This is a genomic window from Novosphingobium sp. AAP93, assembly GCF_001296055.1.
Classification (GTDB): domain Bacteria; phylum Pseudomonadota; class Alphaproteobacteria; order Sphingomonadales; family Sphingomonadaceae; genus Novosphingobium.
In genome coordinates, this window is the sequence record NZ_LJHZ01000003.1 from 90,160 (window position 1) to 115,858 (window position 25,699).

At 65.1% G+C, this 25,699-nt stretch carries 26 protein-coding genes; 5 read left to right on the forward strand and 21 right to left on the reverse strand.

Features of this window, described 5'->3' with window-relative positions; genetic code table 11:
- Positions 1 to 289 precede the first annotated feature (289 nt).
- The 6 genes from IP83_RS01060 to IP83_RS01085 form a co-directional block, all read right to left on the reverse strand.
- On the reverse strand, positions 290 to 2,635 hold the full coding sequence (locus IP83_RS01060) for a TonB-dependent receptor (RefSeq protein WP_082364394.1): 2,346 nt from the start codon (positions 2,633 to 2,635) through the stop codon (positions 290 to 292).
- Positions 2,636 to 2,749: 114 nt separating this feature from the next.
- The gene (locus tag IP83_RS01065; protein ID WP_054120349.1) at positions 2,750 to 3,586 is read right to left on the reverse strand and encodes an SDR family oxidoreductase; all 837 of its coding nucleotides are present in this window, start codon (positions 3,584 to 3,586) and stop codon (positions 2,750 to 2,752) included.
- Complete coding sequence (locus IP83_RS01070) at positions 3,583 to 3,795, reverse strand: hypothetical protein (protein ID WP_054120350.1); 213 nt, start codon at positions 3,793 to 3,795, stop codon at positions 3,583 to 3,585. Before IP83_RS01070 ends, IP83_RS01065 begins: the two co-directional genes overlap by 4 nt.
- Positions 3,796 to 3,808: 13 nt before the next feature.
- Positions 3,809 to 4,168: a hypothetical protein gene (locus IP83_RS01075; RefSeq protein WP_054120351.1), complete on the reverse strand. Its 360-nt coding sequence runs from the start codon at positions 4,166 to 4,168 to the stop codon at positions 3,809 to 3,811.
- A gap of 167 nt (positions 4,169 to 4,335) precedes the next feature.
- Positions 4,336 to 4,932, reverse strand: coding sequence for a calcium-binding protein (locus IP83_RS01080; protein ID WP_072381154.1), 597 nt, complete (start codon positions 4,930 to 4,932; stop codon positions 4,336 to 4,338).
- A 228-nt stretch (positions 4,933 to 5,160) separates the two neighbouring features.
- Positions 5,161 to 6,306, reverse strand: coding sequence for an acyltransferase (locus tag IP83_RS01085; protein WP_054120353.1), 1,146 nt, complete (start codon positions 6,304 to 6,306; stop codon positions 5,161 to 5,163).
- Positions 6,307 to 6,454: 148 nt separating this feature from the next.
- Here IP83_RS01085 and IP83_RS01090 point away from each other — a divergent pair, with 148 nt between their 5' ends.
- Complete coding sequence (locus IP83_RS01090) at positions 6,455 to 8,314, forward strand: DUF885 family protein (protein ID WP_054120354.1); 1,860 nt, start codon at positions 6,455 to 6,457, stop codon at positions 8,312 to 8,314.
- Here the strand turns inward: IP83_RS01090 and IP83_RS01095 are convergent.
- From IP83_RS01095 to IP83_RS01110, 4 genes are read right to left on the reverse strand one after another with little or no spacing between them, the layout of a single operon-like run.
- Positions 8,311 to 8,937 carry a glutathione S-transferase family protein gene (locus IP83_RS01095; RefSeq protein WP_054120355.1) on the reverse strand — a complete coding sequence of 209 codons (627 nt, stop codon included), beginning with the start codon at positions 8,935 to 8,937 and terminating at the stop codon, positions 8,311 to 8,313. The two genes, IP83_RS01090 and IP83_RS01095, sit on opposite strands and share 4 nt — an antisense overlap.
- Positions 8,938 to 8,941: 4 nt before the next feature.
- A complete protein-coding gene (locus tag IP83_RS01100) occupies positions 8,942 to 9,733 on the reverse strand; it encodes a VOC family protein (RefSeq protein ID WP_054120356.1) in 792 nt (263 codons plus the stop codon).
- A 23-nt stretch (positions 9,734 to 9,756) separates the two neighbouring features.
- The gene (locus IP83_RS01105; RefSeq protein ID WP_054120357.1) at positions 9,757 to 10,128 is read right to left on the reverse strand and encodes a DUF1428 domain-containing protein; all 372 of its coding nucleotides are present in this window, start codon (positions 10,126 to 10,128) and stop codon (positions 9,757 to 9,759) included.
- A 30-nt stretch (positions 10,129 to 10,158) separates the two neighbouring features.
- Positions 10,159 to 10,818, reverse strand: a complete 660-nt coding sequence (locus tag IP83_RS01110) for a glutathione S-transferase family protein (protein ID WP_054120358.1) — start codon at positions 10,816 to 10,818, stop codon at positions 10,159 to 10,161.
- A 77-nt stretch (positions 10,819 to 10,895) separates the two neighbouring features.
- On the opposite strand from IP83_RS01110, the gene IP83_RS01115 reads away from it, so the two are divergent.
- The gene (locus tag IP83_RS01115; protein WP_054120359.1) at positions 10,896 to 11,888 is read left to right on the forward strand and encodes an AAA family ATPase; all 993 of its coding nucleotides are present in this window, start codon (positions 10,896 to 10,898) and stop codon (positions 11,886 to 11,888) included.
- An 8-nt stretch (positions 11,889 to 11,896) separates the two neighbouring features.
- Here the strand turns inward: IP83_RS01115 and IP83_RS01120 are convergent, their stop codons facing one another.
- From IP83_RS01120 to fmt, 4 genes are all read right to left on the reverse strand, one after another.
- Positions 11,897 to 14,236 (reverse strand): bifunctional diguanylate cyclase/phosphodiesterase, encoded by a 2,340-nt coding sequence (locus IP83_RS01120; protein WP_054120360.1) that lies wholly within the window; start codon positions 14,234 to 14,236, stop codon positions 11,897 to 11,899.
- Between the two features lie 144 nt (positions 14,237 to 14,380).
- Positions 14,381 to 15,493, reverse strand: a complete 1,113-nt coding sequence (locus IP83_RS01125) for a zinc-binding dehydrogenase (RefSeq protein ID WP_054120361.1) — start codon at positions 15,491 to 15,493, stop codon at positions 14,381 to 14,383.
- 67 nt (positions 15,494 to 15,560) lie between these two features.
- Positions 15,561 to 16,313: a tRNA pseudouridine(38-40) synthase TruA gene (truA, locus tag IP83_RS01130; protein ID WP_054120362.1), complete on the reverse strand. Its 753-nt coding sequence runs from the start codon at positions 16,311 to 16,313 to the stop codon at positions 15,561 to 15,563.
- Positions 16,314 to 16,415: 102 nt separating this feature from the next.
- Positions 16,416 to 17,321, reverse strand: coding sequence for a methionyl-tRNA formyltransferase (gene fmt / locus IP83_RS01135; RefSeq protein WP_054120363.1), 906 nt, complete (start codon positions 17,319 to 17,321; stop codon positions 16,416 to 16,418).
- Positions 17,322 to 17,372: 51 nt separating this feature from the next.
- Here fmt and recR point away from each other — a divergent pair, with 51 nt between their 5' ends.
- From recR to rmuC, 3 genes are all read left to right on the forward strand, one after another.
- Positions 17,373 to 17,969: a recombination mediator RecR gene (recR, locus tag IP83_RS01140; protein WP_054120364.1), complete on the forward strand. Its 597-nt coding sequence runs from the start codon at positions 17,373 to 17,375 to the stop codon at positions 17,967 to 17,969.
- A gap of 39 nt (positions 17,970 to 18,008) precedes the next feature.
- Complete coding sequence (gene def / locus IP83_RS01145) at positions 18,009 to 18,575, forward strand: peptide deformylase (protein ID WP_054120365.1); 567 nt, start codon at positions 18,009 to 18,011, stop codon at positions 18,573 to 18,575.
- 68 nt (positions 18,576 to 18,643) lie between these two features.
- Positions 18,644 to 20,167 carry a DNA recombination protein RmuC gene (rmuC, locus tag IP83_RS01150; protein WP_054120366.1) on the forward strand — a complete coding sequence of 508 codons (1,524 nt, stop codon included), beginning with the start codon at positions 18,644 to 18,646 and terminating at the stop codon, positions 20,165 to 20,167.
- Between the two features lie 39 nt (positions 20,168 to 20,206).
- Here the strand turns inward: rmuC and IP83_RS01155 are convergent, their stop codons facing one another.
- The 7 genes from IP83_RS01155 to IP83_RS01185 all read right to left on the reverse strand — a co-directional run bounded on the left by IP83_RS01155 (position 20,207) and on the right by IP83_RS01185 (position 25,687).
- Positions 20,207 to 21,010, reverse strand: a complete 804-nt coding sequence (locus IP83_RS01155; protein ID WP_054120367.1) for an RNA methyltransferase — start codon at positions 21,008 to 21,010, stop codon at positions 20,207 to 20,209.
- A 12-nt stretch (positions 21,011 to 21,022) separates the two neighbouring features.
- A complete protein-coding gene (locus IP83_RS01160; protein ID WP_054120368.1) occupies positions 21,023 to 21,328 on the reverse strand; it encodes an HPr family phosphocarrier protein in 306 nt (101 codons plus the stop codon).
- Positions 21,329 to 21,330: 2 nt separating this feature from the next.
- A complete protein-coding gene (locus IP83_RS01165; protein WP_054120369.1) occupies positions 21,331 to 21,735 on the reverse strand; it encodes a PTS sugar transporter subunit IIA in 405 nt (134 codons plus the stop codon).
- Positions 21,736 to 21,913: 178 nt separating this feature from the next.
- Positions 21,914 to 22,843 carry an RNase adapter RapZ gene (rapZ, locus tag IP83_RS01170; RefSeq protein ID WP_054120370.1) on the reverse strand — a complete coding sequence of 310 codons (930 nt, stop codon included), beginning with the start codon at positions 22,841 to 22,843 and terminating at the stop codon, positions 21,914 to 21,916.
- A 99-nt stretch (positions 22,844 to 22,942) separates the two neighbouring features.
- Positions 22,943 to 23,371, reverse strand: coding sequence for an HPr kinase/phosphorylase (locus IP83_RS01175; RefSeq protein WP_054120371.1), 429 nt, complete (start codon positions 23,369 to 23,371; stop codon positions 22,943 to 22,945).
- The gene (locus IP83_RS01180) at positions 23,368 to 24,972 is read right to left on the reverse strand and encodes a stimulus-sensing domain-containing protein (protein ID WP_082364397.1); all 1,605 of its coding nucleotides are present in this window, start codon (positions 24,970 to 24,972) and stop codon (positions 23,368 to 23,370) included. Before IP83_RS01180 ends, IP83_RS01175 begins: the two co-directional genes overlap by 4 nt.
- Positions 24,941 to 25,687 carry a response regulator transcription factor gene (locus IP83_RS01185; protein WP_197274237.1) on the reverse strand — a complete coding sequence of 249 codons (747 nt, stop codon included), beginning with the start codon at positions 25,685 to 25,687 and terminating at the stop codon, positions 24,941 to 24,943. The genes IP83_RS01180 and IP83_RS01185 overlap by 32 nt, the downstream gene beginning before the upstream one ends.
- Between the last annotated feature and the right edge of the window lie 12 nt (positions 25,688 to 25,699).

The window sequence follows — 25,699 nt, forward strand, 5'->3', positions numbered from 1 at the left end:
GCTGGCGGAGCAAGTGTCGGGTTTACCATTTGTCCGCCCGTCGGGAAGAGATGCACTTGTGTCAGGCAATCTGAAAGCCCGTGTTCTGCGATCTGATAGACCCAACTCAATTTTTAGGATGCAACTGTGATAAGTGCTCCATCACGGGGCCTCAAGGCTCTGGGTCTACTGGGGTATACTACAGATACGCGCTAATGGACTTTTGGAATCCGCTGCGTGGGTATCAAATGCATGACGGCAAAAGCGTGCCCTCTCCATCATACCGCGGGAAAGCACGCTTCCGACTTGGTCAGAACTTCACCGTCGCTTCCACGCCGAACTGCTGGCGCGGGGCGACCACGCCAAAGTAGAACAGGCCCGCATCGAGCACGTTGGAGAGCCTCCCGCCCTTGTTCAGCAGATCGCGGGCATAGGCAGAAATGCGCAGGTTCTTGAGGGAGCTGCCTTCGTGCACGAGCGCGATCGAGGCATCGAGCGTGCCATAGGCCGGGATTACGTCGCGGCGCAGGCCGGTCGTGTCAGCGAGAGGCGAGGTGGTCAGGTCATCGATAAAGGCGTAGTCGATGGTCAGCGTCGCACGGTTGGACGAACTGAGCTGAACCCCGTAGTCAAGCCCGGCATTGAACGAGTATTTTGGCGCGCGGCGGAAGTTGCGCTGGGCCGAGACGTCGAGGAATTGGCCGGGGTTGGCGAGGTCAGGAATGAGGAACGAGTTGTATCTGGCGTTGAGGTAACCGCCCGAAGCACGTAGGGTGAGATCGGGCGTGGGCCGCGCCTGCATGTCGAGTTCGATGCCCCAGATACGGGCTGAAGCAGCATTTTCGACCACAGTTTCAGTGCCGGCGCCAGCAGCACGGATGATGTCCTCCTGCTTGTTGCTGTACTTCACGTAGAAGACGGTGGGGTTGAAACGGAGCTTCCCACCGAGCAGTTCGCTCTTCACGCCGCCTTCAAAACTGTCAACGCGCTCGGGATTGTAGGGCCCGATCGAGGTGGGCGAAGTGGCGCGGCCATTGAAGCCACCGGAACGGAACCCTCGCGACCAGCTGGCATAAAGCATCACATCTGGCGTGGGCTTCCAATCGAGGATCACGCGGCCTGTGGGATCGCTGAAGGTCTTTTTGGCAGCAGCCTTGAACGCGCCGGGTACTGTGAAATTGATGTTGAAGTCCTTGGTTTCCCACGTGTAGCGGCCGCCAACAGTGAGGCGGACATTGCTGCCCAACTTGAAGATCGATTCGGCAAAGATCGCGAAGGAATCGAGCTTTTGCCCGGCGGTGAAGCTCTGCGCCGGGCCATTGAGCACATAGACCTGTGCGGCGCGGCTGCCGTTGTAGGGAAAGGGCTGGATGAAATAGTCAGTGTGCAAGTAGTACCCGCCAGCGACAAGGTCGATCCGGTCGGTCAGGTTACCCGCGATGCGTACTTCCTGGCTGAACTGCTTATAGGTCTGATCGCGCGCAGCGACGAACAACGGCAGCGAAACGCCGGGTGCGACAGGGATCGGCGGTGCACCAGTGTTTTCCTCCAGCAGAGCGTCGCTGGTGTTGCGATAGCCCGTGATCGCGGTGAGCTTGAACCCACCGATCTTGGTGTTGATCTCGAAGGAGCCATTCCACCCGTCAATATAACTGCGGAAAGGCAGCGAGGTGTTGGCCAGCGTGTAGTTTTCATTGGCCTGCTTGAGATAGCCCTGCGTCGCACAGCCGAGGTCCTTGAGCGGTGGAACCGCCGCAAATATGGTCTGCGTGAAATCGCAGATGTTTCCTCCCAGACCAAAAGGTAGGCCGCTGGCCGTGGTGAGGTTGACGGTTGAAGGATAGCCCGAGCGGTCCTTCTGGTAGTCGACCGAGAGTTGCGCAGTCGAATCCGGGCCCAGATCGAACAGGACGGACCCGCCGACGTTCCAGAAATCGCGGCCCTTCTCGCGCTCTCCGGTATAGCGGTTGCGGGTGAAGCTGTCGCTCTTGCGCAGTAGGCCGAACAGCTTGACCGAGGCCACGTCACCGATCTTGGGCAGGTTCACCACAGCATCGAGATCATAGGTGTTGTAGCTGCCGTAGCGGCCATGGAGCGTCGCGCCGAGTTCGCCGGTGGGGCGGGTGCGGCGCAGCGAGATCGTGCCGCCGATGGTGTTGCGGCCATAGAGTGTACCCTGTGGACCGCGCAGCACTTCGACCGATTCCAGATCGAAGAAATCAACGTTCGCGCCAGTATTGGTACCAAGAAACACGCCGTCGATCGAAATGCCGATGGCCGGATCGAAGGTCTTTTCAAGGTCCGCGAAGCTCACGCCGCGGATCGAGGCGGAGAGCGCATTACCTGCGAAGGAAATACGCGCGAGTTGCACGTTGGGGAGGAACTTCTGGATGTTCTGCACATCAAGCAGGACGGAATTCTGGATGATGTTCGCATTTAGTGCGCTGACCGAAAGCGGGGTGTCCTGCAGCTTCTCGTTGCGGAAGCGGGCGGTGACGACGATGTTGTCGACCCCGGTGGCGGCGGTCTGTTCTTCACTTGTGTTGTCGGCATCGGCCGGCTTGGCCTGCGCCAGCGCGGCTGCGGGCATGAGCGCCCCGCCAATCATCAAGAGCCTGAAAAAGCGCGCCCGATTGGCGCGTGCCAATTGTTTCATGCTGCCTCTCCCCAAGTGCTTTTTATCGGGTCGATCCGGCACAAAGGCCAAAAAGCCCGTGGGGAGAGGCTGAACCGCTTCGGACTTAACGACCACTGCGGAATTAATTAGGGCTCACAGCACGAAGTGATCGCCCGCCGCACGCACCGTCACTTCGGAAATCGAGACGCCCCAAGGCTGGTTGATCGCGTGGACGATCGCGTCGGCAATGTGGTCAGGTGCGAGGCTGGCATACTCGATGGAGTCGGGGCTGAGCCGCTCGGAAGGGAAGGTGCCCGCCCCGATCTGCTGCACCATGTCCATGAATTCGGGCATGTTGTGCGCGACGATGCCGACGCCCGCGGCGGGGTTGATGACAGTGCCCGAAAGGCCGGTGGTGGGCACGCCGGTCGGCTTGATCGTGGTGACCTTGATCTTGCCCCGGCTCTCGACCCGCAGCGATTCCGAGAGGAAGTTCACCGCAGACTTCGAGGCGCCATAGATCGCCGCGCCGATCACCGGGAAGTTGCCGTAGATCGAGGACAAGTTGACGATCTGCCCGCGCCCGGCGGCGATCATCGGATCGTAGGCGGCGACCATGCCGTTGAGCACGCCCTTGATGTTGATGTCGATGCAGCGTTCCCACGCATCATAGGCCGCTTCGTGATCGGAAAAGAACGCCAGCGGCATGATGCCCGCGTTGTTGATCATCACGTCGATGCCGCCATGAGCCTCGACAGCGTGGGCGACAAGCGCCTTGACCGCTGCGAGGCTGCGCACGTCGGTCTCGACCGCGATGGCGGTGCCACCCGCGTCCGTGACCGTATCCGCGGTGGCCTGCGCGGCGGCAAGGTCGATATCGCCGCAGGTTAGCTTGGCGCCAAGCGTCGCGGCCTTCTGCGCGACGAGGCGGCCAAAACCGCCGCCCGCGCCGGTGATGACGATGGACTTGCCAGCAATGTGATCGGTCATGGTTTGCTTTCAACAGGTGCTGCCGCAGTGGTCAGGGTCTCTCCGCCAGCCGTCGGCAGCGACCAGATCACGACATTGGTGATCATCACGGCGGCGAGGATGGCCATCAGCGACGGGCGCTGGCGCTCGCCCTTGCGCCAGAGAAACGCCGCGCCCGCGAGGAGCGCGAGCGCGGTAAGCATCGCGAGCGAAAGGGCAGCGTCCGTCATGCCGGAAAAAGGATCAGGACTTGAACAGGCCCGAGGCGAGGGCGCCGAGATCGCCGAGCGGACTTTCACCACTCTTGCCGCCGAGCAGATTGCCGATCATGCCGGCAGCATCCGGGTGCTGGGCAAGCGACGTCGCAAAGCTGGCGAGCGAACCCTCGCCGCCGATGTGGCCGACGATCTGCTGCAGGATGCCGGCATCGATGCCGGTGTTGGCGGCGGCGGTCTCGACCGTGTCGGTCGGTGCGGCGTGGCCCGCAGCGAGGCCGGCAATCGCGGTTTCGACCATCGAAGGATCGATGCCGACCTTGGCGGCAAGATTCTTCACATCGACATTGCTGCTGATCTGGCCGAGAATCTGATCGAAAATGCTCATGCGCCGCTCTCCCATCGGGGTGGAGCACGCAGATTAGCCGATGCCCGGGCGGAAGCCATCCTCAATATGGTGCGGTGGACGGAATGCATTGGCGAAGGGGCGGGCCGGGGCGCGGCACAGGCCGCCAAACGGCGAGCCGTGCCGCAGCCCCTCCCCCATGCAGCCCATCAGATCACGATGGCGTCCGGATGGATATTGTTGAGCGTGAGCGCCTGAACGTGGCCGTTGGCATCGTTCAGCAGGAACGTCGTTCCGTCGAAGGCGCCGCCCTTGATTTCGTAGTAGCTGCCCTTGCTCGGGTTCGCCTTCAGGAAGTTCGCGATGGCGTTGACGTCATCCTGCCCGTCGATGAAGTAGGAACCGGTGCCCTTGCGGCCGAGGCCGAGCGCACCGAAGATATCATCGAACCCGGTGATGCGGACATTGTCGCCTTCGGAGAACGTCAGGTCGGTAACAATCACCCACTGCCAGACTTGAGCCACGCCATTGCCGCCGCTGAACGAAAACGGTGCAAAGCCTTCTGCCGAACGGAACACGAACTGATCCGACCCGGCGCCGCCGGTGAGCGAATCCTGCCCACCGCCGCCCTTGAGCACATCGTTGCCATCGCCGCCGTAGAGGAAGTCCTTGCCCGCGCCGCCATAGAGCACGTCATTCCCGGCGCCGCCCTTAATGACGTCCTTGCCTGCGCCACCTGTAATGACATCCGCCCCCGACGTACCAGAAATCAGATCGTTGCCCTTGGTTCCATTGATCGTCGCCATTTCAATCTCCAATACTTGTATCGCCTGCGTACAAGACGCCAATAACTGGAATTAACGCCCGATTCTTTGAATTATTAACTCCGTATTTACTGTATCACGAATCATAGTTATTTCACTATACGTGATAACCGAGTCGGTATTGACCAAGGCTGGAGCAAGCGGAGAGGAGGACGCCCGGAGCACGCCGGACATAGCGATCGAACGACCATCCGACGTGCGCAACAAGGTTCAGTTCCGAAGCAGTTGGCCGCGGGCGCTATGCCTGGCGGCTGCTGTACGGCGGACCCGGTGCGCGGTTTGCGGCTGGGGAGTACCGCCGGACGAATCGGCGCTCGCCGGAATACGCCGGGCGAGCCAGCGCCGGGCCGGTTCGTCGATCAGGACCAAAACTGCCCAAGCCGCCACGAGCAGCAGCGGAGCGAGCAGCAGCGCCGTCCAATGGCCGCTCGCGCCGCCTCCGACATACTTCAAGGCGCCTGCGGTGAGCGCCAGCAGCGGCACGTGGATCCCGTAAAGCGGGTAGGAAAGGCGGCCGAGCAAAGTGCCGCCGGGAAGCACTTGCTCCTTCCCGGCAGCGACCGCGACCAGCAGCACAGCCGGCATGCATACGAGCACGATCAGCAGCTGCCAGCCCAGAAGGGGCAGCGGCAGAGCGAGGAAATAAACGAGTGCTGTCAATGCCATGATCGCACTCGGGCGCCCCATGGCCGGTATCCCGGCTCGCATGCGGTGCAGCAGCAACCCGGTGCCGAATCCGAAACCAACCCGCGCTGCGCCGCCTGTCAGCGAGATGGCCTCCCAGCCGATGTCGAGCGACCCGAAGTGCAGGCCGAGCGCGACGAGAAACCCCGCGCTGATGGAGACAACGAGGCACAGGACCCGGCTGCTCCGCCCGGCAAGGAAGGCGGCCCAGATCAGATTGATCGCGATTTCGAAGAACAGCGACCAAAGCGGCCCATTGGCGGGGAACAGCTCCCATCCCGTCGCACGGCCGTGCCACAACTTGGGCAGGATCATGAGGTTGAGCAGATTGGCACCGACGACCTCGATCAGCGGATCGGAGCGGGCGGGCGCGGCAAAGGCGCGAGCGACAAGGTAGGCACCCCCGATGGCTGCGCCGAGCACTGCAACGGGCGCCATGCGCACCAGCCGCCGGGCAGCGAACCCGGTGAACGTAAGGCCGGCCTGGAGGCGCGCTTCATAGGCTTCAGCAATGACGAAGCCGCTGAGCATGAAGAAGAAATCCACCGCGAGGAAGCCATTGGGCAGGAGCAGCGGGCCGCCGCCGCGCGTGCCGATGTGAAAGACGAGCACCGCCACAGCCGCGACACCGCGCAGTTCATCGAGCAAGCGATAGCGTTGGTGGCCAGCCATCGACGGCGATCTCCTTCGTTTGCCTCGAAAGGCGGGAGAAGCGCCGTCAAGTCCACGCGCAGTTGCTCCATTTTCGAATCTTTCCATCCGGCGCGCGCTTGCGCAGCCCGGCTTTGACAGCGCGCGGTGGCTGGCGCAGGGTCGGCTCATGACACAGCAAGCCTATGACTCCACCGCCCTTTCCGCTTCCCTCACCCGCCGCGAAGCGATCGCCGGCCTTGCTGCCGGGATCGCCGCCTCTGCGGTGCCGGTTCGTGCCCAGACAGCCGCCGCGCCTTCCGCTGCCGCCGCGCTGCTTGACGATGCGGCGTGGCGGCTGCTGGCGCTAAGCCCCGAAAGCGCAACCTCGCTGGGGCTCGACACCGGCGCGCATGCCAACTTGCGCGGCATGCTGGGCGATCGCTCCGCCGCCGGACAGACCGCCGTGGCGGCACTGGTGCGCGCGGACCTGGCGAGGGTCGAAGCGATGCCCGAGGCCGGGCTCGATCATGCGACGCGCACCAGCCTTGCCGTGGTGAAGAGCGCCTATCGGACCGCTTTGGACGGCTTTTCGCTGCCTTATGGCGACGTGACGGTCGGCGGATGGCGCAACACGCCCTATGTCGTGATCCAGAACGTGGGCGCCTATATCGACACGCCCCGCTTCCTTGACGCCGACCATCCGATCAACACCTCGGCGGACGCGGAAGCCTATATCGCACGGCTGGCGCAGTTCCCGGCTGTGCTGGAGGGCGAGACAGCGCGGCTTAGGGCGACCGCGGCGCAAGGCGTGATCGCGCCGTCGTTCCTGCTCGACAAGGCGATCAGGCAGATGGGGGCGAGCCTTTCCGCGATGGGATCGGGCGGCGGGCTCGTCGAATCGATCGAGCGGCGCACGCGCGAGAAGGGCATTGCGGGCGATTGGGCTGGCCGCGCACGCGCAATCGTGACGAAGCAGGTCGCGCCCGTTTTGGAGGCGCAGCTCGCCGAATTGATCGCCCAGCGCAAGCTGGCGGTGCGCGATGCGGGCATGCACACGCGGCCCGGCGGCGATGCGTTCTATGCGTGGGCGCTGCGCGCGAGCACGACGACACGGATGACGCCGGACGAGATCCACAAGCTGGGCCTCGAATCGCTGGCGGACCTGCAGGGCAAGATGGACCCGATCCTCAGGAAGCTCGGCTATACCAGCGGCACGGTGGGCGAGCGCATGACCGCTTTGGGCAAGGACCCGCGCTTCCAGTTCCCCGACAACGACGAGGGCCGCGCTCAGATCATCGCGTTCATCCAGAAGCGTCTGACTTACATCCGCACACAGATGCCGCGCGCGTTTTCCAAACTGGTGCGCGGCAATGTCGAAGTGCGGCGCCTGCCGCCCGCAGAGGAGCCTGGCGCACCGGGAGCCTATGGCGGTCCCGGGTCGATCGACGGGACGATTCCCGGCAAGATGTGGATCAATCTCGGCACGACGCGGCTGCACAGCACCTACAGTCTGCCGACGCTGGTGCATCACGAGGCGATCCCCGGCCACGTCTGGCAGGGCGAGTATTCGAACCAGCTGCCGACGATCCGCGCGATGCTGGCGTTCAATGCCTATTCGGAAGGCTGGGCGCTCTATTCGGAGACGCTGGGCGACGAACTTGGCGCCTATGACGACGATCCGGTGGGCAAGTTGGGCTACCTCCAGTCGATCGCGTTCCGCGCCTGCCGTCTGGTGGTCGACACGGGCCTGCATGCCCGCGAGTGGAGCCGCGAGCAGGCGATCGACTGGTTCGCCAACACCAACGGCTCGGGCCGCGACGAAGTGACCAGCGAAGTCGAGCGCTATTGCAGCTGGCCGGGGCAGGCCTGCGGCTATTTCATCGGCCGCAGCGAAATCCTGCGCCAGCGCGCGCGGGCCGTGGCAGCGCTCGGCAAGGCCTATGACCTGCGCGACTATGACAATGCAGTAGTCGAGGGCGGCAATGTACCGCTCGATGTGCTGGCGGCCAATATCGACCAGTATATCGCGGCGAAGAAGGGTGTTTAGCCCTTCGCTGCCTTGATCAGATCGCGGTCGATCGCCTTGGCGGACTGGTAGCCGGCACGGGTGCGGATGCGTTCGGCATAAGCGGCAAAGCTGGGCAGCGGCGGGATCGAGCCAAAGTTGAGGCCCCAGTCGATCTGGCTGCCGACATAGACGTCCGCCATGGTGAACCGCGCGCCGCAGACCCAGTCACGGCCCGAGAGCAGGCCGTCCATGGCCTCGATGGTGCGCTCGTAGGTGCCGAAGCCGGCCATGCCGGACTTGCCCTCCGGCACGACCCAGCCCATCGCGCGGCTGATCACGGCCTGTTCGAGCGGGCCGGCGGCGAAGAACAGCCAGCGGTAGTAGTCGGCCTTCTCGGCAGCTTCCGGAAGCAGCCCAGCCTCGGGGTGGACGTCCGCCAGATAGGCGCAGATGCCGGCACATTCGGTGATCACGCGGTCACCTTCGGGGGCGTGGTGGATCAGGACGGGCACCTTGTTCATCGGGTTGGCGGCAGCGAGTTCGGGCGGGCGGTTGGTCCAGTCGACCAGCACCTGCTCGTAATCCGCGCCGGCCTCATGCAGCGCCCAGCGGGCGATCTGGCCGCGCGACATGGGGACGGTGAAGAAGGTGTAGTCCGCCATTCCATCAATCTCCCTTTGGTCCGACGACGCCGAACAGGGCGCCCTGGGCATCCATTGCAATCCCGCTGTATTCGCCGCCGGGCACCTCGTGCGGGCCCCAGAGCATCTTGCCGCCGCCGGCGCTGATGGCCGCGGCCGCCTTGTCGATATCGGGCACGCCGAAATACGTCGTCCACATTGCCGGCTGCTGCGGGTTCTTGCGCATGATCGCCCCCAGCGTCACCGCGCCGTGATCCATGAACTCGTAGTTGCCCATCTCACCCATCGGCATGGTGCGCGTGAAGCTCATGCCGAAGTGCTTGGCGTAGAAGGCCTTGGAAGCTTCCGGATCGGCGCTGGGGAGTTCGTTCCAGCGCACATGCCCGGGCTTGTCCGGCGAAAACACGTCGCTACCGGCATCGGGCCGGTCTGCCGGGGGATTGGGCTTCATCAGATAGAACGCCGTGCCCTGCGGATCGGTCACCATGGCAAAGCTGCCTTCCGGGATATCGGTGCGCGCCATAAGCTGGCGCCCGCCCTCGGCGGTGATCGCGGCGACGGCTGCATCGATATCGGCGACATGGAGATAGGGCACCCACGCTGGGTGCGCGCCTTCGGCCTGCATTTCGGGCGTCAGCTCGATCACGCCGCCCTGCCCGCCACCATCGCTGCGCGTGATGTGGCGATAATGGACCGGGGAACCTGGCTCGGGCGGATGGATCGTCCAGCCCAGCACCGCACCATAGAAGGTGGCGGCCGCATCGGCATCGGTGGTCATCAGTTCATACCAGATGAAGGGCACGTTCGGGCTGGTCATGCGCAGTCTCCGCTCGCGGTCGATCAGGATTGGCCTGACGAAAGCTCAATGAAGGGCATGAAACCCCCGAACACGATCCGCGTGCCATCGAAAACAGCGGGTTCATCATCGGGCGGTGCGGCGGCCAGTTCCGCTTCTACGCGGGCTGTTCCGGCATCACGGACCGCCTTGTCGGGCCATTCCACGAAACTGAACACGACGCATTCATCGCTTTCAGCGGCCACTGCGCGGAAGAAATCGGTGACCTTGCCATGCGCCACCTCGTCCGGCCACGATTCAACCACTCGCAGTGCGCCGGCGGCGATCAGCATCGCATCGAACTTGCGCGCAGCCTTTAAGTAGGCCTCGCGGTTCGCGGCGCGAACGGGGACAAGATAGCCGTCGATGTAGCTCATGAGGGTCCCCCCAAAGTGCGCGTGGTGCGATCAGGTGATGGCAAGATCCGGCAGAATGCGCTGCATGAGCGAGGCTTCCTTGACAGCGACCCCCTGCCACGAAGGCCGGCTGGTGACGCGGGCGTGCCAAGCCGCCGTCTTCGGATAGACCTCAGCATTGGGGCCATGGCCGACATAGCTCAGCGTGCAGAGCATCGAGGCAACGGTGATGTCCGCGATCGAAAAGCCGCCTTCGATCAGCCAGCCGTCTTCCGGCACTACGCTCTCGATGTAAGCGAAGATGCGCGGCAGCTCGGCCTCGCCCTCAAGGGCAAGCGCCTCGTTCCCCGGCTTGCCGAGCAGACGCGGGCCGACCACGCGGTTGAACAGGATCTTGAGGCCCGAGGCGGCGAAGATCGTATCGCCGAACTCGTCAAACCACACCGCCATGCCGCAGCCCTTGGGGTCGGTGAGGATCAGCGCCGGTTCGGGATACTTTGCCTCCAGATAGTGCACGATGGCCGACGAATCGGAGAGCGTGAAGCCCTCGTCATCGATGGCTGGAATCTTGGCGAAGGGGCTGACCGAAAGAAACTCCGGGTCCGTGCTGCCGGGCCCGCCCCGCGCCGGGGTGTAATCCACGCCCTTTTCGCCCAGCACCACCGCAACCTTGCGCACGAAGGGCGATAGAAGACCGCCATAGAGTTTCATTTGCCTGCTCCCGTTTCCAATAGCGCCCCCTTAAAGCTTATTGCAGCCTTTCATCGCCGCGTATAGGCGATGCGGTGATGAGCGACCTTCCGAACCTGCAGGCCGACACCAAGGCCACCACCGTCCTTGCCGCCCCCGACACCACGCTGAGCGTGCGGGAGACCTTCGGCATCCCCGTCGAAATGACCGTGCCGGCCTTCTCGGTGGCCGACGAGCGGGTGCCCGACCTCGATCCCAACTACGTGTTCGATCCGGACACCACGCTGGCGATCCTCGCAGGCTTTGCCCACAACCGCCGCGTGATGGTGCAGGGCTACCATGGCACCGGCAAGTCGACGCACATCGAGCAAGTGGCCGCGCGCCTCAAGTGGCCGTGCATCCGCATCAACCTCGACGCGCACATCAGCCGCATCGACCTCATCGGCCGCGACGCGATCGTGCTGCGCGATGGCCTTCAGGTCACCGAGTTCCGCGAAGGCCTGCTGCCCTGGGCGCTGCAGACGCCGACCGCGCTGGTGTTCGACGAATACGATGCCGGCCGCCCTGACGTGATGTTCGTGATCCAGCGCGTGCTGGAAACCGAAGGCAAGCTCACGCTGCTCGACCAGAACCGCGTGATCCGCCCGAACCCCAACTTCCGCCTCTTCGCCACGGCGAACACGGTGGGTCTGGGTGACACAAGCGGGCTCTATCACGGCACGCAGGCGATCAACCAGGGCCAGATGGACCGCTGGAACATCGTCGTGGCGCTGAACTATCTGCCCGCCGCAACCGAAATCGACGTGGTGACCAAGAAGGTCCCCGGCCTCGATGCCAAGACCGCGGCGGACATGGTCCGCGTGGCCGATCTCACCCGCAAGGGCTTCATCGCCGGCGATATCTCGACCGTCATGAGCCCGCGCACGGTGATCAGCTGGGCGCAGAACACCGGCATCTTCGGCGATACCGGCTTTGCCTTCCGCCTCTCGTTCCTCAACAAGTGCGACGAGACCGAGCGGGTGCTGGTGGCCGAATACTACCAGCGCGTGTTCGGCAAGGACCTGCCCGAAAGCGTCGTCGGCAAGGTCTGAGCGCGGGGCTAGCCCCGCGCAGCCAGCCGCAGTGTTTCGAAGGCCTCCGCCGGCTTGGGTACGCGGGCAATCAGTTCGACTTCCCGCCGTGTCATCTCGCGCTTGGGCGCAATACGCCGCACCGGAAGTTCGGCGGCAGGCACCGCCTGGCTGATGAGATAGCCCTGAACCTGCTGGCAGCCGCGCTGGCGCAGCGCAACGAGCTGGCTTGCATCCTCCACCCCTTCGGCAATCGTCTGCATGTTGAGCCGGGCGGCGAGATCGAGCACCGATTCCACGATCGCCCCGCTCTCGCCGCCCTCGCGCAGATCCTCGATGAAGCAGCGGTCGATCTTGATCTTGTCGAAGGGAAAGCTGCGCAGATAGTTGAGCGAGGAATAACCCGTGCCAAAGTCATCCAGGGCAATCCGCACACCAAGCGCGCGGAGCCGGTGCAGCAGGGAAAGGCCTGCCTCCTGATCCTGCATCAGGACAGTCTCGGTAATCTCCAGCTCTAATCGCCGCGGATCGAGCCCGGTGACGGAAAGGGCTGACACGACCTGGCGCAACAAGTCTTCGCCGCGCATCTGCACCGCCGAGACGTTGACCGCTACTGTGAGATCCCCTTCCCATGTCGCGGCTTCGGCCATCGCCTCGCGCAAGACCCATTCGCCAAGCGGCACAATCAGGCCGCTCTGCTCCGTTAGCCCGATGAAGGTTGCCGGTGCGATCATGCCGCGCACCGGATGGCGCCAGCGCAGCAAGGCCTCGAATCCGGCAATCCGGTCCGTCGATAACGCGTGGAGCGGCTGGTAGTGCAGTTCAAACTCGCCATTGGTGAGCGCCAAACCCAGGTCCAGTTCAAGCGCGCGGTTTTCCAGAAACACCTGCTTGAGGCGCTCATCATAGAGCAACGCGACACCTCGCCCGGCGGACTTGGCTTCATAGAGCGCCAGATCGGCAGCGCGCAGGAGGTCATCCGCACTGTCGGCATGATCGGGCGCCAGAGCGACACCCACGCTGCCCCCCATCTGGATGACCCTGCCATCCACATCGATCGGTTGAGCAAGGTCCTTGACGATGTTGCGCGCCACGACCATGGCGGAGTTGGCAGATCGCGCCTTTCCAAGCAGCAGCGCGAATTCATCGCCGCCAAGCCGAGCGACGACATCATGCGGTCCGGCATGCGCGACCAGCCGCTGCGCGACAATTTCCAGCACCCGGTCGCCCGCAGCGTGCCCGAACGAATCATTGACCAGCTTGAAGTGGTCGAGATCGGCGAACAGCGCCGCCACCAGATCGCCCCCCCCTTCGGCCAGACGCTCCGCCAGCCGGGTCCGGAACTCGGTGCGGTTGGCGAGCCGGGTGAGCGGATCGTGATGCGCGAGGAACTGCACTTTGCTCTCGGCCGCATGCTTATCGGTAACATCGCGCATGAAGGCACGAAAGCCGTAGTGCTGCCCCTGCGCATCCAGCAGAGGGCAGCCCGAAACGACAAACCAGCGCTTGCACCCCTCAACGGTGCGCGAAAGCACGGCATCGCGAAAGGCCTGCAGTCGGTGCGCAGCAGACCGCACGGCCTCCGCATCAGGTCCGGGATCAACCAGCGCGATCAGCTTGCTTCCGGCAATCCCGGCGGCATGGCTTCCCAGAAGCTCGCACAATCGCTCGGATGGATTGACGACAACGCCAGCGGCATCCATTTCCACCAAGCAATCGCTGCCATGCTCGCTGTATTGGTGCAGCAGCAACTCGATCATTTCGTTGGCGGTCTTGAGTTCGCGCGTGCGCAGACGGCGCGTGGCAAACATGTAGTGCAGGTTGAAAATGCGCAGATGGGCGCTGCCCATCATCAGAAGCGCCAGCAGCAGGGTGGGCAACGCTGGCACTTCTGGCCGCAGGATCAGGACGATGGTCATGCCGATTGTCGATATCCAGGACGCGACAAGGCCAATCACCGGCAGGCTGAAATGCGCAAAGAGCGCCATGGCATCGGTGGACAGGATGAGGATGACCATGGGCACCAGCCGGTCTGGTGGGACAAGAGCTAGCGCGATGCCGTTGACCACCGTGCAGATGACCGCGCGGATGACGATATAGCAGCGCCACATCATGAGAGTCGCTGCGGGATCTTGATTGCTGCGCCAGTGTCTCCCGATCCAGCCCAACGCTGCCAGCAGGAATGACAGATGCGCGGCGGCAACAACCAGGAACCAGGGTACGACGATCCCGGTGCAGAGCACAAGAAGGGCGGTGCGGATGACTTCGAACGCCGCTCCGGGGACTGCCTGGAGATGCGTCAGCTTGCAGTTGTCGAACCACGTGCCATCACGCTCATGCACCTTGTGGGTGATGAGTTGGAGCCCCATCAGGGGGTGTCTGGCCAAAGCTGAGAGCAGCTTGGCGAACATGCACGCTCTCCCGTTCCGCGCCGCGAAGGCAACGGAACGGCTAACGCGGATCAGCTTGGGGCTCTGTCTAGCCGAGGCTAGGTAGAGCTGCGTAATCGCCCATCAGACAGCGGGAAGCACAAGATACTTCTCGCCGGTGCGCCGGGCATTGTATTGGGCAACAGCACTCTGCTCCAGCATGCCTTCGAGGCTGACTTCGGCCTTGTAATGGCTGGCGAAGGTGGTCGTCAGATCGCGGGCAACACGGGCGCGCATGCGGCCCACTGTTTCCATCCCGGCCTTGGCCATGAACGGCGTCAGCAGCCAGCCGCCGAGATCCCAGGTGAGCCCGAAGGCGCGGTTGAGGATCGTTGGCCCGAGATCGAGCGCGCCGTAGATGTAGACCTTTTTTGGTGTCGACGAGCCGTAGCGGCTGAACGCGGCACCGCGGCTGGCTGAGGATTCCATCGCGGCGAGGATCTGGCCCGCCAGCGTGCCGCCACCGATGGGATCGAAGCCGAGCATGGCGCCGGTCTCGTGGATCGCATCGGTGAGCTTCGCATTGAAATCGGCGTCGGTCATGTTCAGCACATGCGTCGCGCCGAGGCCCTGGAGCAGTGCGACCTGCTCCTCGCTCCGGACGATATTGACGAGGGGAACATTGTCTTCCTGGCAGATGCGCACGAGCATCTGGCCGAGGTTGGAGGCAGCGGCGGCGTGGACGAGGCCGGCGAAGCCTTCCATCCGCATCGTCTCGACAAAGCCCAGCGCGGTCATCGGATTGACGAAGCTGGACGCAGCCTGCGCCGCGCTGACACCATCATCGACAGGCAGGCACATGCCCGCCTCGGCATAGGCGTAGCTCGCATAGGCCGTGCCCGGCACGCAGGCGACGCGCTTGCCCATCAGCGCCTGTGCGGCAGGGCTGTCACCCGCCGCGACAACAATGCCCGCCGCTTCGTTGCCCGCCGGCATATCGAGCCCATGGCGCGCCTTCATCGCGCGGGTGGCATTCTCCGGCATCTTAGCCACGACCTTGCCGGGGGTGTATTCGGCATTTGCGGTATCGGCCGAGGCGAACAGCAGGCCGAGGTCCGAGGGGTTGATCGGGGTCGCCTCGATCTGGACGAGGACCTGGCTGCCGGTGGGCGCATCCCACGTCTTGGGCACGATCTGGACGGTCAAGGTGCCGTCCGCATCGAGCCTGGTGGTGAGCTGCTTGCCTTCGAATGCCATGGTTCTCTCCCGATTGCTGCCGCGCCAGGGAAGGTCCCGCGCGGGTTTCGATCCGCAACCTAACCAATCATGCGCCGGGGTAAAGCGCGCCCATGAAATAGAGGCCATCGGGCGGCGCGTTGTGGCCAAGCCGCTGCCGGTCGGCGGCTTCGAGCGCAGCACGCATATCGCCCGCCGTCCAGCGCCCCTCCCCCACCAGCGCAAGGCAGCCGACCATCGAGCGCACCTGATGATGCAGGAAACTGCGCGCTTCAGCGGCCACGATGACATGGTCACGCTCTCGCCGGACGGAGAGGTGGCGCAGCGTTTTCACCGGGCTGGCGGACTGACACTGCGCCGAGCGGAACGTGGTGAAATCGTGCCGACCGATCAGCACTTGCGCCGCCTCGTGCATGGCATCGGCGTCCAAGGGGTGCGCAATCCGCCAGGCCCGTCCCGCCTCCAGCACCAGCGGTGCGCGGCGGTTGGCAATCACATATTCATAGCTGCGCCCGATGCAGGTGAAGCGCGCATGCCAATCCTCGTTGACTTCCACGCAGTCCAGCACCGCGACCGCCTGCTCCGCCAGCCGGAGCCGCGCATTCAAGGCCTCGCCCATGCGAAAGGGCGGCAGGGCCTTCTCGCTGTCGAAATGCGCGCGCATCGCCCGGGCATGGACGCCGGTATCGGTACGCCCGGCGGAATGGAGCGTGACGGGGTGGCCGACCACGCTCTCCGCCGCTTCCTCGAACGCCTGCTGCACGGAAGGTCCATGCGCCTGCCGCTGGAAGCCCATGTAGGGCCTGCCGTCGTATTCGAGGGTGAGGGCGTAGCGGGTCATGGACATGTGCTCCACCACTCCCCAGCCCCCTCCTCTGAAGAGGAGGGGGAGCCGCGAAGCCCCCTCCTCTTCAGAGGAGGGGGTTGGGGGTGGTGCCGGGCCTCAAGCAAGGCAGGTCCCCGCCGCAATCGGTCGCCCGCGCAGCAGCGCCGCCGTTTCCATCGCCGGTTTGCCCGCGCGCTGGATCAGCGTGGGGCGCAGTGCGCCCTCTCCGCAAGCGATGGTGAGAGCGGCATCAAGCGTCACCCCCGGCGTGCCCGAACCTTCAATCGCCTCTGCCGCCAGTACCCGATACCGCTCGCCCTCCAGCTCGAAAAACGCGCCGGGCGCGGGCGCAAAGGCGAGGACCTGACGTTCGACGTCCACGCCGCTCCGGCTGAAATCGAGCCGGCTCTCGGCCTTCTCGATCTTGTGTGCGTAGGTCACGCCTTCCTCGGGCTGGATGATCGGCGAATGCCCCGCCAGATCGGCCAGCACTTCCACCATCAGCGCCGCGCCCTTATCCGCCAGTTCCGCCGTCAGTTCGCCCGCCGTCTTGCCCGCGACCGGCGTCTCCACCTTGGCCAGCATGGGCCCGGTATCAAGCCCGCGCTCCATCTGCATGATGGTGACGCCGGTCCGCTCGTCTCCCGCCAAAATCGCGCGCTGCACCGGTGCCGCCCCGCGCCAGCGCGGCAGCAGTGAGCCGTGGACATTGAGGCAGCCATGGCGCGGCGCATCCAGCACCGCCTGTGGCAGAATCAGGCCATAAGCCGCGACCACCGCAACATCGGCCTCCAGTGCGGCAAACGCGGCCTGCTCTTCGGCGCCCTTAAGCGAAACCGGAGTGCGCACGGGAATGCGCAGCGCCTCCGCCGCGCGGTGCACGGCTGATGGTTGCAGCTGCTTGCCCCGCCCCGCCGGACGCGGCGGCTGGCTGTAGGCGGCCACAACCTCGTGCCCGGCTTCCACCAGCGCCTGAAGGGTCGGCACCGCGAAATCGGGGGTGCCCATGAAGACAATGCGCATAACCGCGTGAAAGGCCTTTCGTTTGCGTGGCGTGGCCCTATCTCTCACCCCATGGCATCGCAAGAGATCGAGGCATTGGCGAGCGCGCTGGCGCGGCTGCCGGGGCTGGGCCCGCGTTCGGCGCGGCGCGCGGTGCTGTGGCTGATCAAGCGGCGCGAGACGAGCCTCGTCCAGCTCGCCGAAGCGCTCGAAGGCGTGCGCGCGCGACTGGTCGAGTGCCAGACTTGCGGCAATGTCGATACCGCCGATCCCTGCTCCATCTGCACCGATCCGCGCCGCGATGCCCGCGCGCTCTGCGTAGTGGAGGAAGTGGCGGACCTGTGGGCACTCGATCGCTCGCGGCTGTTCACCGGGCGCTATCATGTTCTGGGCGGGCGGCTTTCCGCGCTCGACGGCGTGGGGCCGGAGGACCTTTCCATCGGCCAGCTGCTCGCGCGATTGGAAGCGGGCGGGATCGACGAGGTGGTGCTCGCTATGAACGCCACGCTCGAAGGACAGACCACCGCGCATTACATCGCCGAGCGGATCGACACGCTGCCCTTGCGCGTCACCCAGCTGGCGCACGGCCTGCCGGTGGGTGGCGAGCTCGACTATCTCGACGAAGGCACGCTGGCGCAGGCGCTGCGGGCGCGGCGACCTGTAGGGTAGCACCTTGCGAGTCGCGCGCGGCTTGCCTATCTGACCAGCATGGCTATTCGCGAAATCCTCGAAGTTCCCGATCCGCGCCTCAAGCAGATCTCGAAGCCCGTCACCGTGTTCGACGAGGAGCTCAGGACGCTCGTCGCCGACATGTTCGAGACGATGTACGACGCGCCCGGAATCGGCCTCGCCGCCGTCCAGGTGGGCGTGCCGCTGCGCGTGCTGGTGATCGACCTGCAGCCCGACGATCCGGATGCCGAACCGGTGCCGTGCAACCACGATGGCCACCACCATCACCATCAGCCGACCAAGCGCGAGCCGCGCGTGTTCATCAACCCCGAGATCCTCGATCCTTCGGCGGACAAGCGCGTCTACAACGAAGGCTGCCTCTCGGTGCCCGAAATGTACGCCGAGGTGGAGCGGCCGGCCCGCATCCGCGCGCGCTGGCAGGATCTTGACGGCACGGTCCACGAAGAAGACATGGACGGGCTGATGGCAACCTGCCTGCAGCACGAGATGGACCACCTCCAGGGCATCCTGTTCATCGACCACCTCTCGCGCCTGAAGCGCCAGATGGTGCTCCGCAAGCTGGAAAAGATGCGCCGCGCGGCGTGATCGGGCCGCGCTTGCGCTGCGAGTAGAAGCAGGATAAGTTCACGATTCGTTCCAGTTTTGGAGTCGGCGTGGACAGCACCTTTGCCCTTGTTTTCGTTATCATTGCGCTGCTGGCCGGCCTCGCTGTCGGCTGGGTCCTTGGTGCGCGGCCGATTGCCGATTGGCAGGCGCGCTTTACCGCTCGTGATGGTGAGGCGCGCGATCTCGACGAGAAGTTTCGCCGCGCGATCACTGAACTGGCGGCTGTCAGCGTGAAGGCGCAGGCCTACGATTCGTCTGTCAATGAAGCTGCGGCGCTGCGGGAGGAGCGCGATGTTCTCGCCTCGAAGTTTGCCACCGTGCAGGAACGCGCCGCCGAAGCAGACCGGATGCGTGCCGAGCTTGCGACCCTGCGCACGGACCGGGAGGCGCTGCGCGCCGAACTGGAGCGGATGAAGGCCGATGCGGAGAACTTCGCCGAGCAGAAGCGCCTGCTGATCGAAGCACAAGAGAGCCTGCGCAAGGAGTTCGAAAACGCCGGCCACAAGGTGCTCGAACGCGCGCAGGAAGCCTTCCTCGCCCGCGCCAATGCGCGCTTCGCCGAAAGCGAGAAGACCAGCGAGGCGCGGCTCAAGGCCGTGCTGGAACCGGTCGGCGCGAAGCTGGATAAGTACGAGCAGCAGGTACAGGAACTGGAAGCCAAGCGCGTCGATGCTTTCGGGCAGTTGAGCGGCCTGATCGAAGGCATGCGGCAGGGGCAGGAAGCCGTGCGCACTGCCGCGCTGCAGCTGGGCAATTCGCTGCGCAACGGCCCCAAGACGCGCGGGCGCTGGGGCGAATTGCAGCTGCGCAACGTGCTGGAGCAATGCGGCCTCGCCGAACACACCGATTTCGTCACCGAGCATTCGGTCGATACCGAGGATGGGCGGCTGCGTCCCGACGCCATCGTCAAGGTGCCGGGCAACAAGATCCTCGTGATCGACGCCAAGGTCTCCCTGAACGCCTATCAGGATGCGTTCGAGGCGGCGGACGACGATGCGCGCGGCGTGGCGCTAGCGGCGCATGTCCAGTCGATGCGCAATCATATCCAGACGCTGGGCGCCAAGAGCTACCAGAGCCAGTTCGACGAAGCGCCCGACTATGTGCTGATGTTCGTGCCGGGCGAGCACTTCATTGCCGCCGCGCTGGAACGCGATCCGGCGCTGTGGGACTTCGCCTTCGAACGCCGCGTGCTGCTCGCCTCCCCCACCAACCTCGTCGCGATCGCGCGCACGGTGGCGCAAGTCTGGCGGCAGGATGGCCTCGCGCGTGAAGCGCGGGAGATCGGGAAGATGGGCGGCGAGCTTTACGACCGTCTTGCCGTGGCGGCGGACCACCTCAAGCGCGTCGGCGCGGGCCTCGAGAGCGCGGTTGGCAATTACAACAAGTTCGTCGGCAGCTTCGAGCGCAACGTGCTCTCCGCTGGGCGTCGCCTGCGCGACAAGCATATCGAGATCGGCAAGCGCGAGATTGAAGAAGTGCCCTTGATCGAGTCGGCACCCCGCCATGGGGAGGGCGAAGGACCCAAGCTGGCGCTGGTGGAAACGGAAGGCGGCGGGCAGGCGGCGGAATAACCCTCTCACCGCCCGTTCGGGAACAAAAGTCTGTCGGAATCAGCCGTCCAATGCCGCCAGTACCTCGTAGGCCAGCACCGCTGCCGCCACCGCCGCGTTGAGGCTATCGGCGCGGCCCTTCATCGGCATCGTCACGCGCAGGTCGCAGGCCATTTCGTACGCTTCCGGAAGCCCGCGCGATTCGTTGCCGACCATGACGAAACAGGGCGCCGCATAGGGCGCGCCCCGATAAGGGACAGCTTCACGCAGGCTCGCCGCGACCAGCTGCCCCTCGCCCGCGCGCAGCCACCCGATAAAGTCTTCCCACCGCGCCTGCGCCAGCGGCACGGTGAATACTGCGCCCATGCTGGCGCGGACAGCTTCAACCGAGAACGGATCGGCGCAATCATCCAGCAGAATCACGCCCCCTGCTCCGACTGCATCGGCAGTGCGCAGCATGGTGCCCAGATTGCCGGGATCGCGCATGGCCTGTGCCACCAGCCAGAGCGGGGTGCTGGTGCGGTCCAGCGCTTCGAGCCGCGTGTCCCATTCCGCGAAGACGCCGGCGACGGCCTGCGGATTGTCCTTGCCCGTCACCTTGGCGAGCAATTCCTCGGGCATTTCGATCACGTCGCCGCCTGCTGCCGACACCGCTGCTTCAAGCGCATCGAGCAGGGGATGCCCCTCGCGCCCCTCGGCCATCATCAGCAATTCCGGCAGGCGGCCACATTCGCGCGCGTCGGTCAGCAGGCGCAGGCCTTCTGCAAGGAAGCGCCCTTCACGCTTGCGGTGCTTCTTTTCGCGCAGCGCGCGCACGGCCTTGATGGTCGGGTTGGAGAACCCGGTGATCTGGCGGCGGGTCATTTGGCGCGCGCCTCAGTCCTCGCCGAAGCCGTCCTTGACGAGCCCGGCGACTTTCATGAGCACGGCCTCGGCGTCAGTGCCCGTAACCACGATCTCGACCGTGTCACCCTTGGCCGCACCCAGCATCATGAGGCCAAGGATCGAGCCGCCCTGGGCTTCGGTGCCGTCCTTGATGACTTTCACGTCAACGCCTTCGGGCAGGCGGGCGACCATGTTCACGAACTTTGCGCTGGCGCGCGCATGAAGCCCGCGCTGGTTGATGATCAGCACCGTCTCGCGCGCCGTGCTAACGGAGGTGTCGGCGGCGTTGTCGGTCATGGTCAGGCGTCCTGCCCCAGGAATTCGGATGCGATGGTGATGTAGTTGCGCCCGGCATCGCGCGCGGCGGCGGTGGCTTCGCGCACGCCCATGGCGCTGCGGGCCTTGGCGAGGCGGATCAGCATGGGCAGGTTGATACCCGCGATCACTTCGACCTTGCCCGCTTCCATCAGCGAAATGGCGAGGTTGGAAGGCGTGCCGCCGAACAGATCGGTGAGGATGATCACGCCCGAGCCGGAATCGACGCGCTTGATCGCATCGGCGATTTCCTTGCGGCGGCGCTCCATGTCATCGTTGGGGCCGATGCAGACCGCGACGATATCGGGTTGCCGCCCGACGACGTGCTCCATCGCATGGATGAATTCGTCGGCAAGGGCGCCGTGGGTGACGAGGATGAGACCGATCATCTGTTGAGGTGGCTCCGAAGGGCGTGGCGGCCGAGCGCCGCGTTCAGCATGGGCAATATGGCTTTCGGCTGGTGCCGCATCCGGCTGAGTGCCGTGTCGGTCCCGCCAACTTCCAGTGCATGCCCATTCCCCCGATCCCTGCCTCTCCCCCCGGATGGATGGCAGATGTCTCTTTTATTCATGTCTGCGCGCCTTCGACCATGTCGGCAGCGCGCGACGCCAGGTTGCGATGCAGCAATGTGGGAGAAAATCCCGCGTCGCGCAAGGCAGAAGCGATCTGTTCGGCCATGAACACCGAACGGTGGCGCCCGCCGGTGCAACCGAAAGCGATGTTCACGTAGGCCTTTCCCTGCGCCTGAAAGCGCGGGAGCAGCAGCAGAAGAAGATCGCGAATGCGCGCGAAGGCCTCGCTAAATGCCGGATCGCGGCGGATATATTCGCCAACGGGTGCATCCTTTCCGGACATCGGGCGCAAGGTATCGTCCCAGTGCGGGTTATCCAGAAAGCGCATGTCGAAGACGAGGTCCGCCAGCGGCGGAGTGCCCCGCGAAAAGCCGAAGCTGCTGATCGTGAGCGTGGTGCGCTGCGGCGTATGATCGCCGAACTGTTCGCGAATCGCTTGCTGCAGATCGTTGGTGGAGAAATCGGTGGTGGAAATCACGACGTCCGCCCAGCGGCGCAGCGGCTCGAGCAGTTCGCGCTCCGCCGCGATGCCGGTGGCGGCGGGCTTGTCCTCGCTCATCGGGTGGCGCCGGCGGGTCTCGTTGTAGCGGCGTTCGAGTTCGGACCCTCCGCAATCGAGGAAGAGCGTGGTGACAGTGAGGTCTGCGCGCGCGGTGAGGCGCTTCACACGTTCGATGGTCTTGGCGGGATCGAACCCGCGCGTGCGCGTGTCGAAGCCGATGGCCAGCGGCGAGCCCGCATCGAGCTGCGCCGAGCCCGGCTCGGTTTCAAGCAGGCGATCAAGCAGGCGGATCGGGAAATTGTCGATCGCTTCCCAGCCCATGTCTTCCAGCGTGCGCAGCGCAGTCGTCTTGCCCGCACCGAGCACACCGGTGACGAGCAGGATGCGCTGCGGTTTGGGTTGCGGTTCCGACTCAGCCGACATGTGCGGAGGTTTGCGCCCAACGCCGCACGAAAGAAAGACCGCAGGAGTGCAACGGGCGTGGGTAAGGCCGCAGCAATGTTTCGCTTTGCGACACCCCGCTCAAGCGGCGAGACCGTATTTCCGCAGCGCGAGTTCGGCGCGCATGGGAAGGACGGGGCTGTCAGGCCAGAGGCGGATCAGGGGCAGCGTGATGCCGTGGCGAGTGACGGTCTCCGGCTCCTCGATGAAGCGCGGCGCGTCGCGGTCCAGCACGATGACAAGCGCGACAGGTATAGCCGCAAGGACCGGCATGGTAACCAGACCGAGCCCGCGCACTTCGAGCAGGCCGGCCGTTTCCGCGACCGGGCTGGCCAGCAAATGTGCGCCGTCCCGCTCCAGCAAAACGCCATCATCACCCACCAGAATCGCGCCACGATCGATGAGAGCCAGCGCGAGGCTCGACTTCCCCGCACCCGGCGGTCCCTCGATCAGGATGCCGCGGCCATCGATGGCGACGCAGGTGGCCACATGCTTGATCGGCTGTTTCATTCCTCGTCCTCCCCGGCCATCGGCAGTTCGAGCACGAGCTGCGCGCCGGGTTCGCCGCCGGGGCGGTCGGTGATCGTGAGCGTGCCTTCGTGTGCTTCGGCAATCGTGCGCGCGATGGCGAGGCCGAGGCCGCTGTGCGCGCCGAAGGCCTCGGCATCGGGGCGCACCGAGTGAAAGCGTTCGAACACCTTCTCGCGCTCGGCGGGGGGAATTCCGGGGCCATCATCGCAGACGGCGAGATAAACGCGGCCCTCGCTGCCCCAGACGACGACTTCGACCGTGCCACCGGGGGGTGAGAACGAGACCGCGTTGTCGAGCAGGTTTTCAAGGACGCGCTCCAGCTGCAGCGCATCGCCGCGCACGAGCGCAGTGCCGCCACCCCGGACCATGCGGATCGGGCAGGCCTCACGGTCCGGCCGGGCGCCTCGCGCACCGACGACATCGCTCGCCAGCCCCGCCAGATCGAGCAGGGCGAAAGTGGCGCGGCTCAATTGCGCGTCGATACGGCTGGCGTCGGCGATCTCGGTGATCAGGCGGTCGATGCGCTGGACATCGTGCGCGGCGATGGCGGCGAGCTGCTGGCGCAGGCCAGGATCGTCGACTTTCTCCATCGTCTCGAGCGCGCTGGAGAGCGAAGCAAGCGGGTTCTTGAGCTCGTGTGCGACATCGGCGGCGAAGCTTTCCACCGCGTCGATGCGCTGGCGCAAGGCGGTGGTCATGTCGGAAAAGGCGCGGGCGAGAAGGCCGATCTCGTCGCCGCGTTCGGGGAGGCGCGGGACGACGACCGCGCGGTCGCGCCCTAGGCGGACGCGGACCGCAGCGCGGACGAGCGCGCGCAAGGGCTGGACGATGGTGCGCGCGAGAAACAGCGAAAGCTGGATCGAGAGCAAGAAGGCGACACCGATGATGATGCCCAGCGACTGGCGCGCGTCGCGGACTGATTGGGTGACGTCGGTAGCATTGCGCAGCGCGAGCAGCATTTCGCCCTTGTCGCCAACGGGCGTGGCGGCGGTGATGACGGGCGTACGGTCGGGCGCATAGCGCAGATAGACCTCGGTCGCCCGCGCGGTGCGGGCGCGGGCGATTTCGGGCCAGTTGGCGGCGCCGGTTTCGGGCGGTTCGCGGTAGCGCTCGATCTGGGGGGCGCCGACGATGAAATCGACGCCGCGATCGAGCAGGCGCGCGGCGCTGGTGTACCAGGCTTCCTTGTCCGGATCGGCGAATGCGAAAGGCGGCGGAGCAAGACGGAAGCTGTCGGCGATCAGGCCGCCTCTGGCATCGTAGAGCGTGAGACGCAGCTTCTGCGTGGTGCCGATTTCGGCCAGCACTTCGCGGGCCCTAGCCGGGCGCGCTTCGGTCAGCGCGAAGGCGGCGATTTCCGCCTCGGCGCGGGCGAGCTTGAAGCGTTCGGCGAGAAGCTGCTTGCGGTAGCTGTCGAGGTAGAAGAACGAGCCGGCGAGCAGCGCGAGCGCGATGACGTTGACGGCGAGGATGCGGACGGTGAGCGAAACGCCGCGCACGCGCCACGAGCGGCGGCGCTGGCCTCCGCGGCTCGGCTCCGGCGCCGGTTCAGGAATCGGTGAAGCTATATCCGGCGCCATAGAGCGTCTCGATGGCGGAAAACTCGGCATCCGCCGCGCGGAACTTGCGCCGCAGCCGCTTGATGTGGCTGTCGATCGTGCGGTCGTCGACGAAGACGTCGTCGTGGTAGGCGGCGTCCATCAGCTGGTTGCGCGTCTTCACCACGCCGGGACGCAGCGCGAGCGCTTCGAGGATGAGGAACTCGGTCACGGTGAGCGAAACGCCCTCGCCGTCCCACGTCACCGTGTGGCGCGCCGGATCCATCACGAGGCGGCCGCGGCGGATCGGCTCGGGCAGCGGCTGGGCGTCCTCGCCCGGCTCGGCAGGCCCGGCTGCATCGCTGCGGGCGATTTCCGAGCGGCGCAGGATCGCGCGGATGCGCGCGATCAGCAGGCGCTGGCTGAAGGGCTTGGCGATGTAATCGTCGGCGCCCATGGAAAGGCCGAGCGCCTCGTCCGCTTCTGCATCCTTGCTGGTGAGGAAAATGACCGGGAGCTGGCTCTTTTCGCGCAGGCGCTGGAGCAGTTCGAGGCCATCCATCCGCGGCATCTTGATGTCGCACACGGCAAGGTCCGGCGGGTTTTCGATGAGCGCCTTCAGCGCTGCGTCGCCATCGTAATAGAGGCGCGTGGCGAAGCCTTCGGCCTGCAGCGCGATAGAGACGGTGGTCAGGATATTCCGGTCATCATCGACCAGCGCGATCACCCGGGGATCATCGCCGCGCGCGTTGGACAAGACCGGCGATTG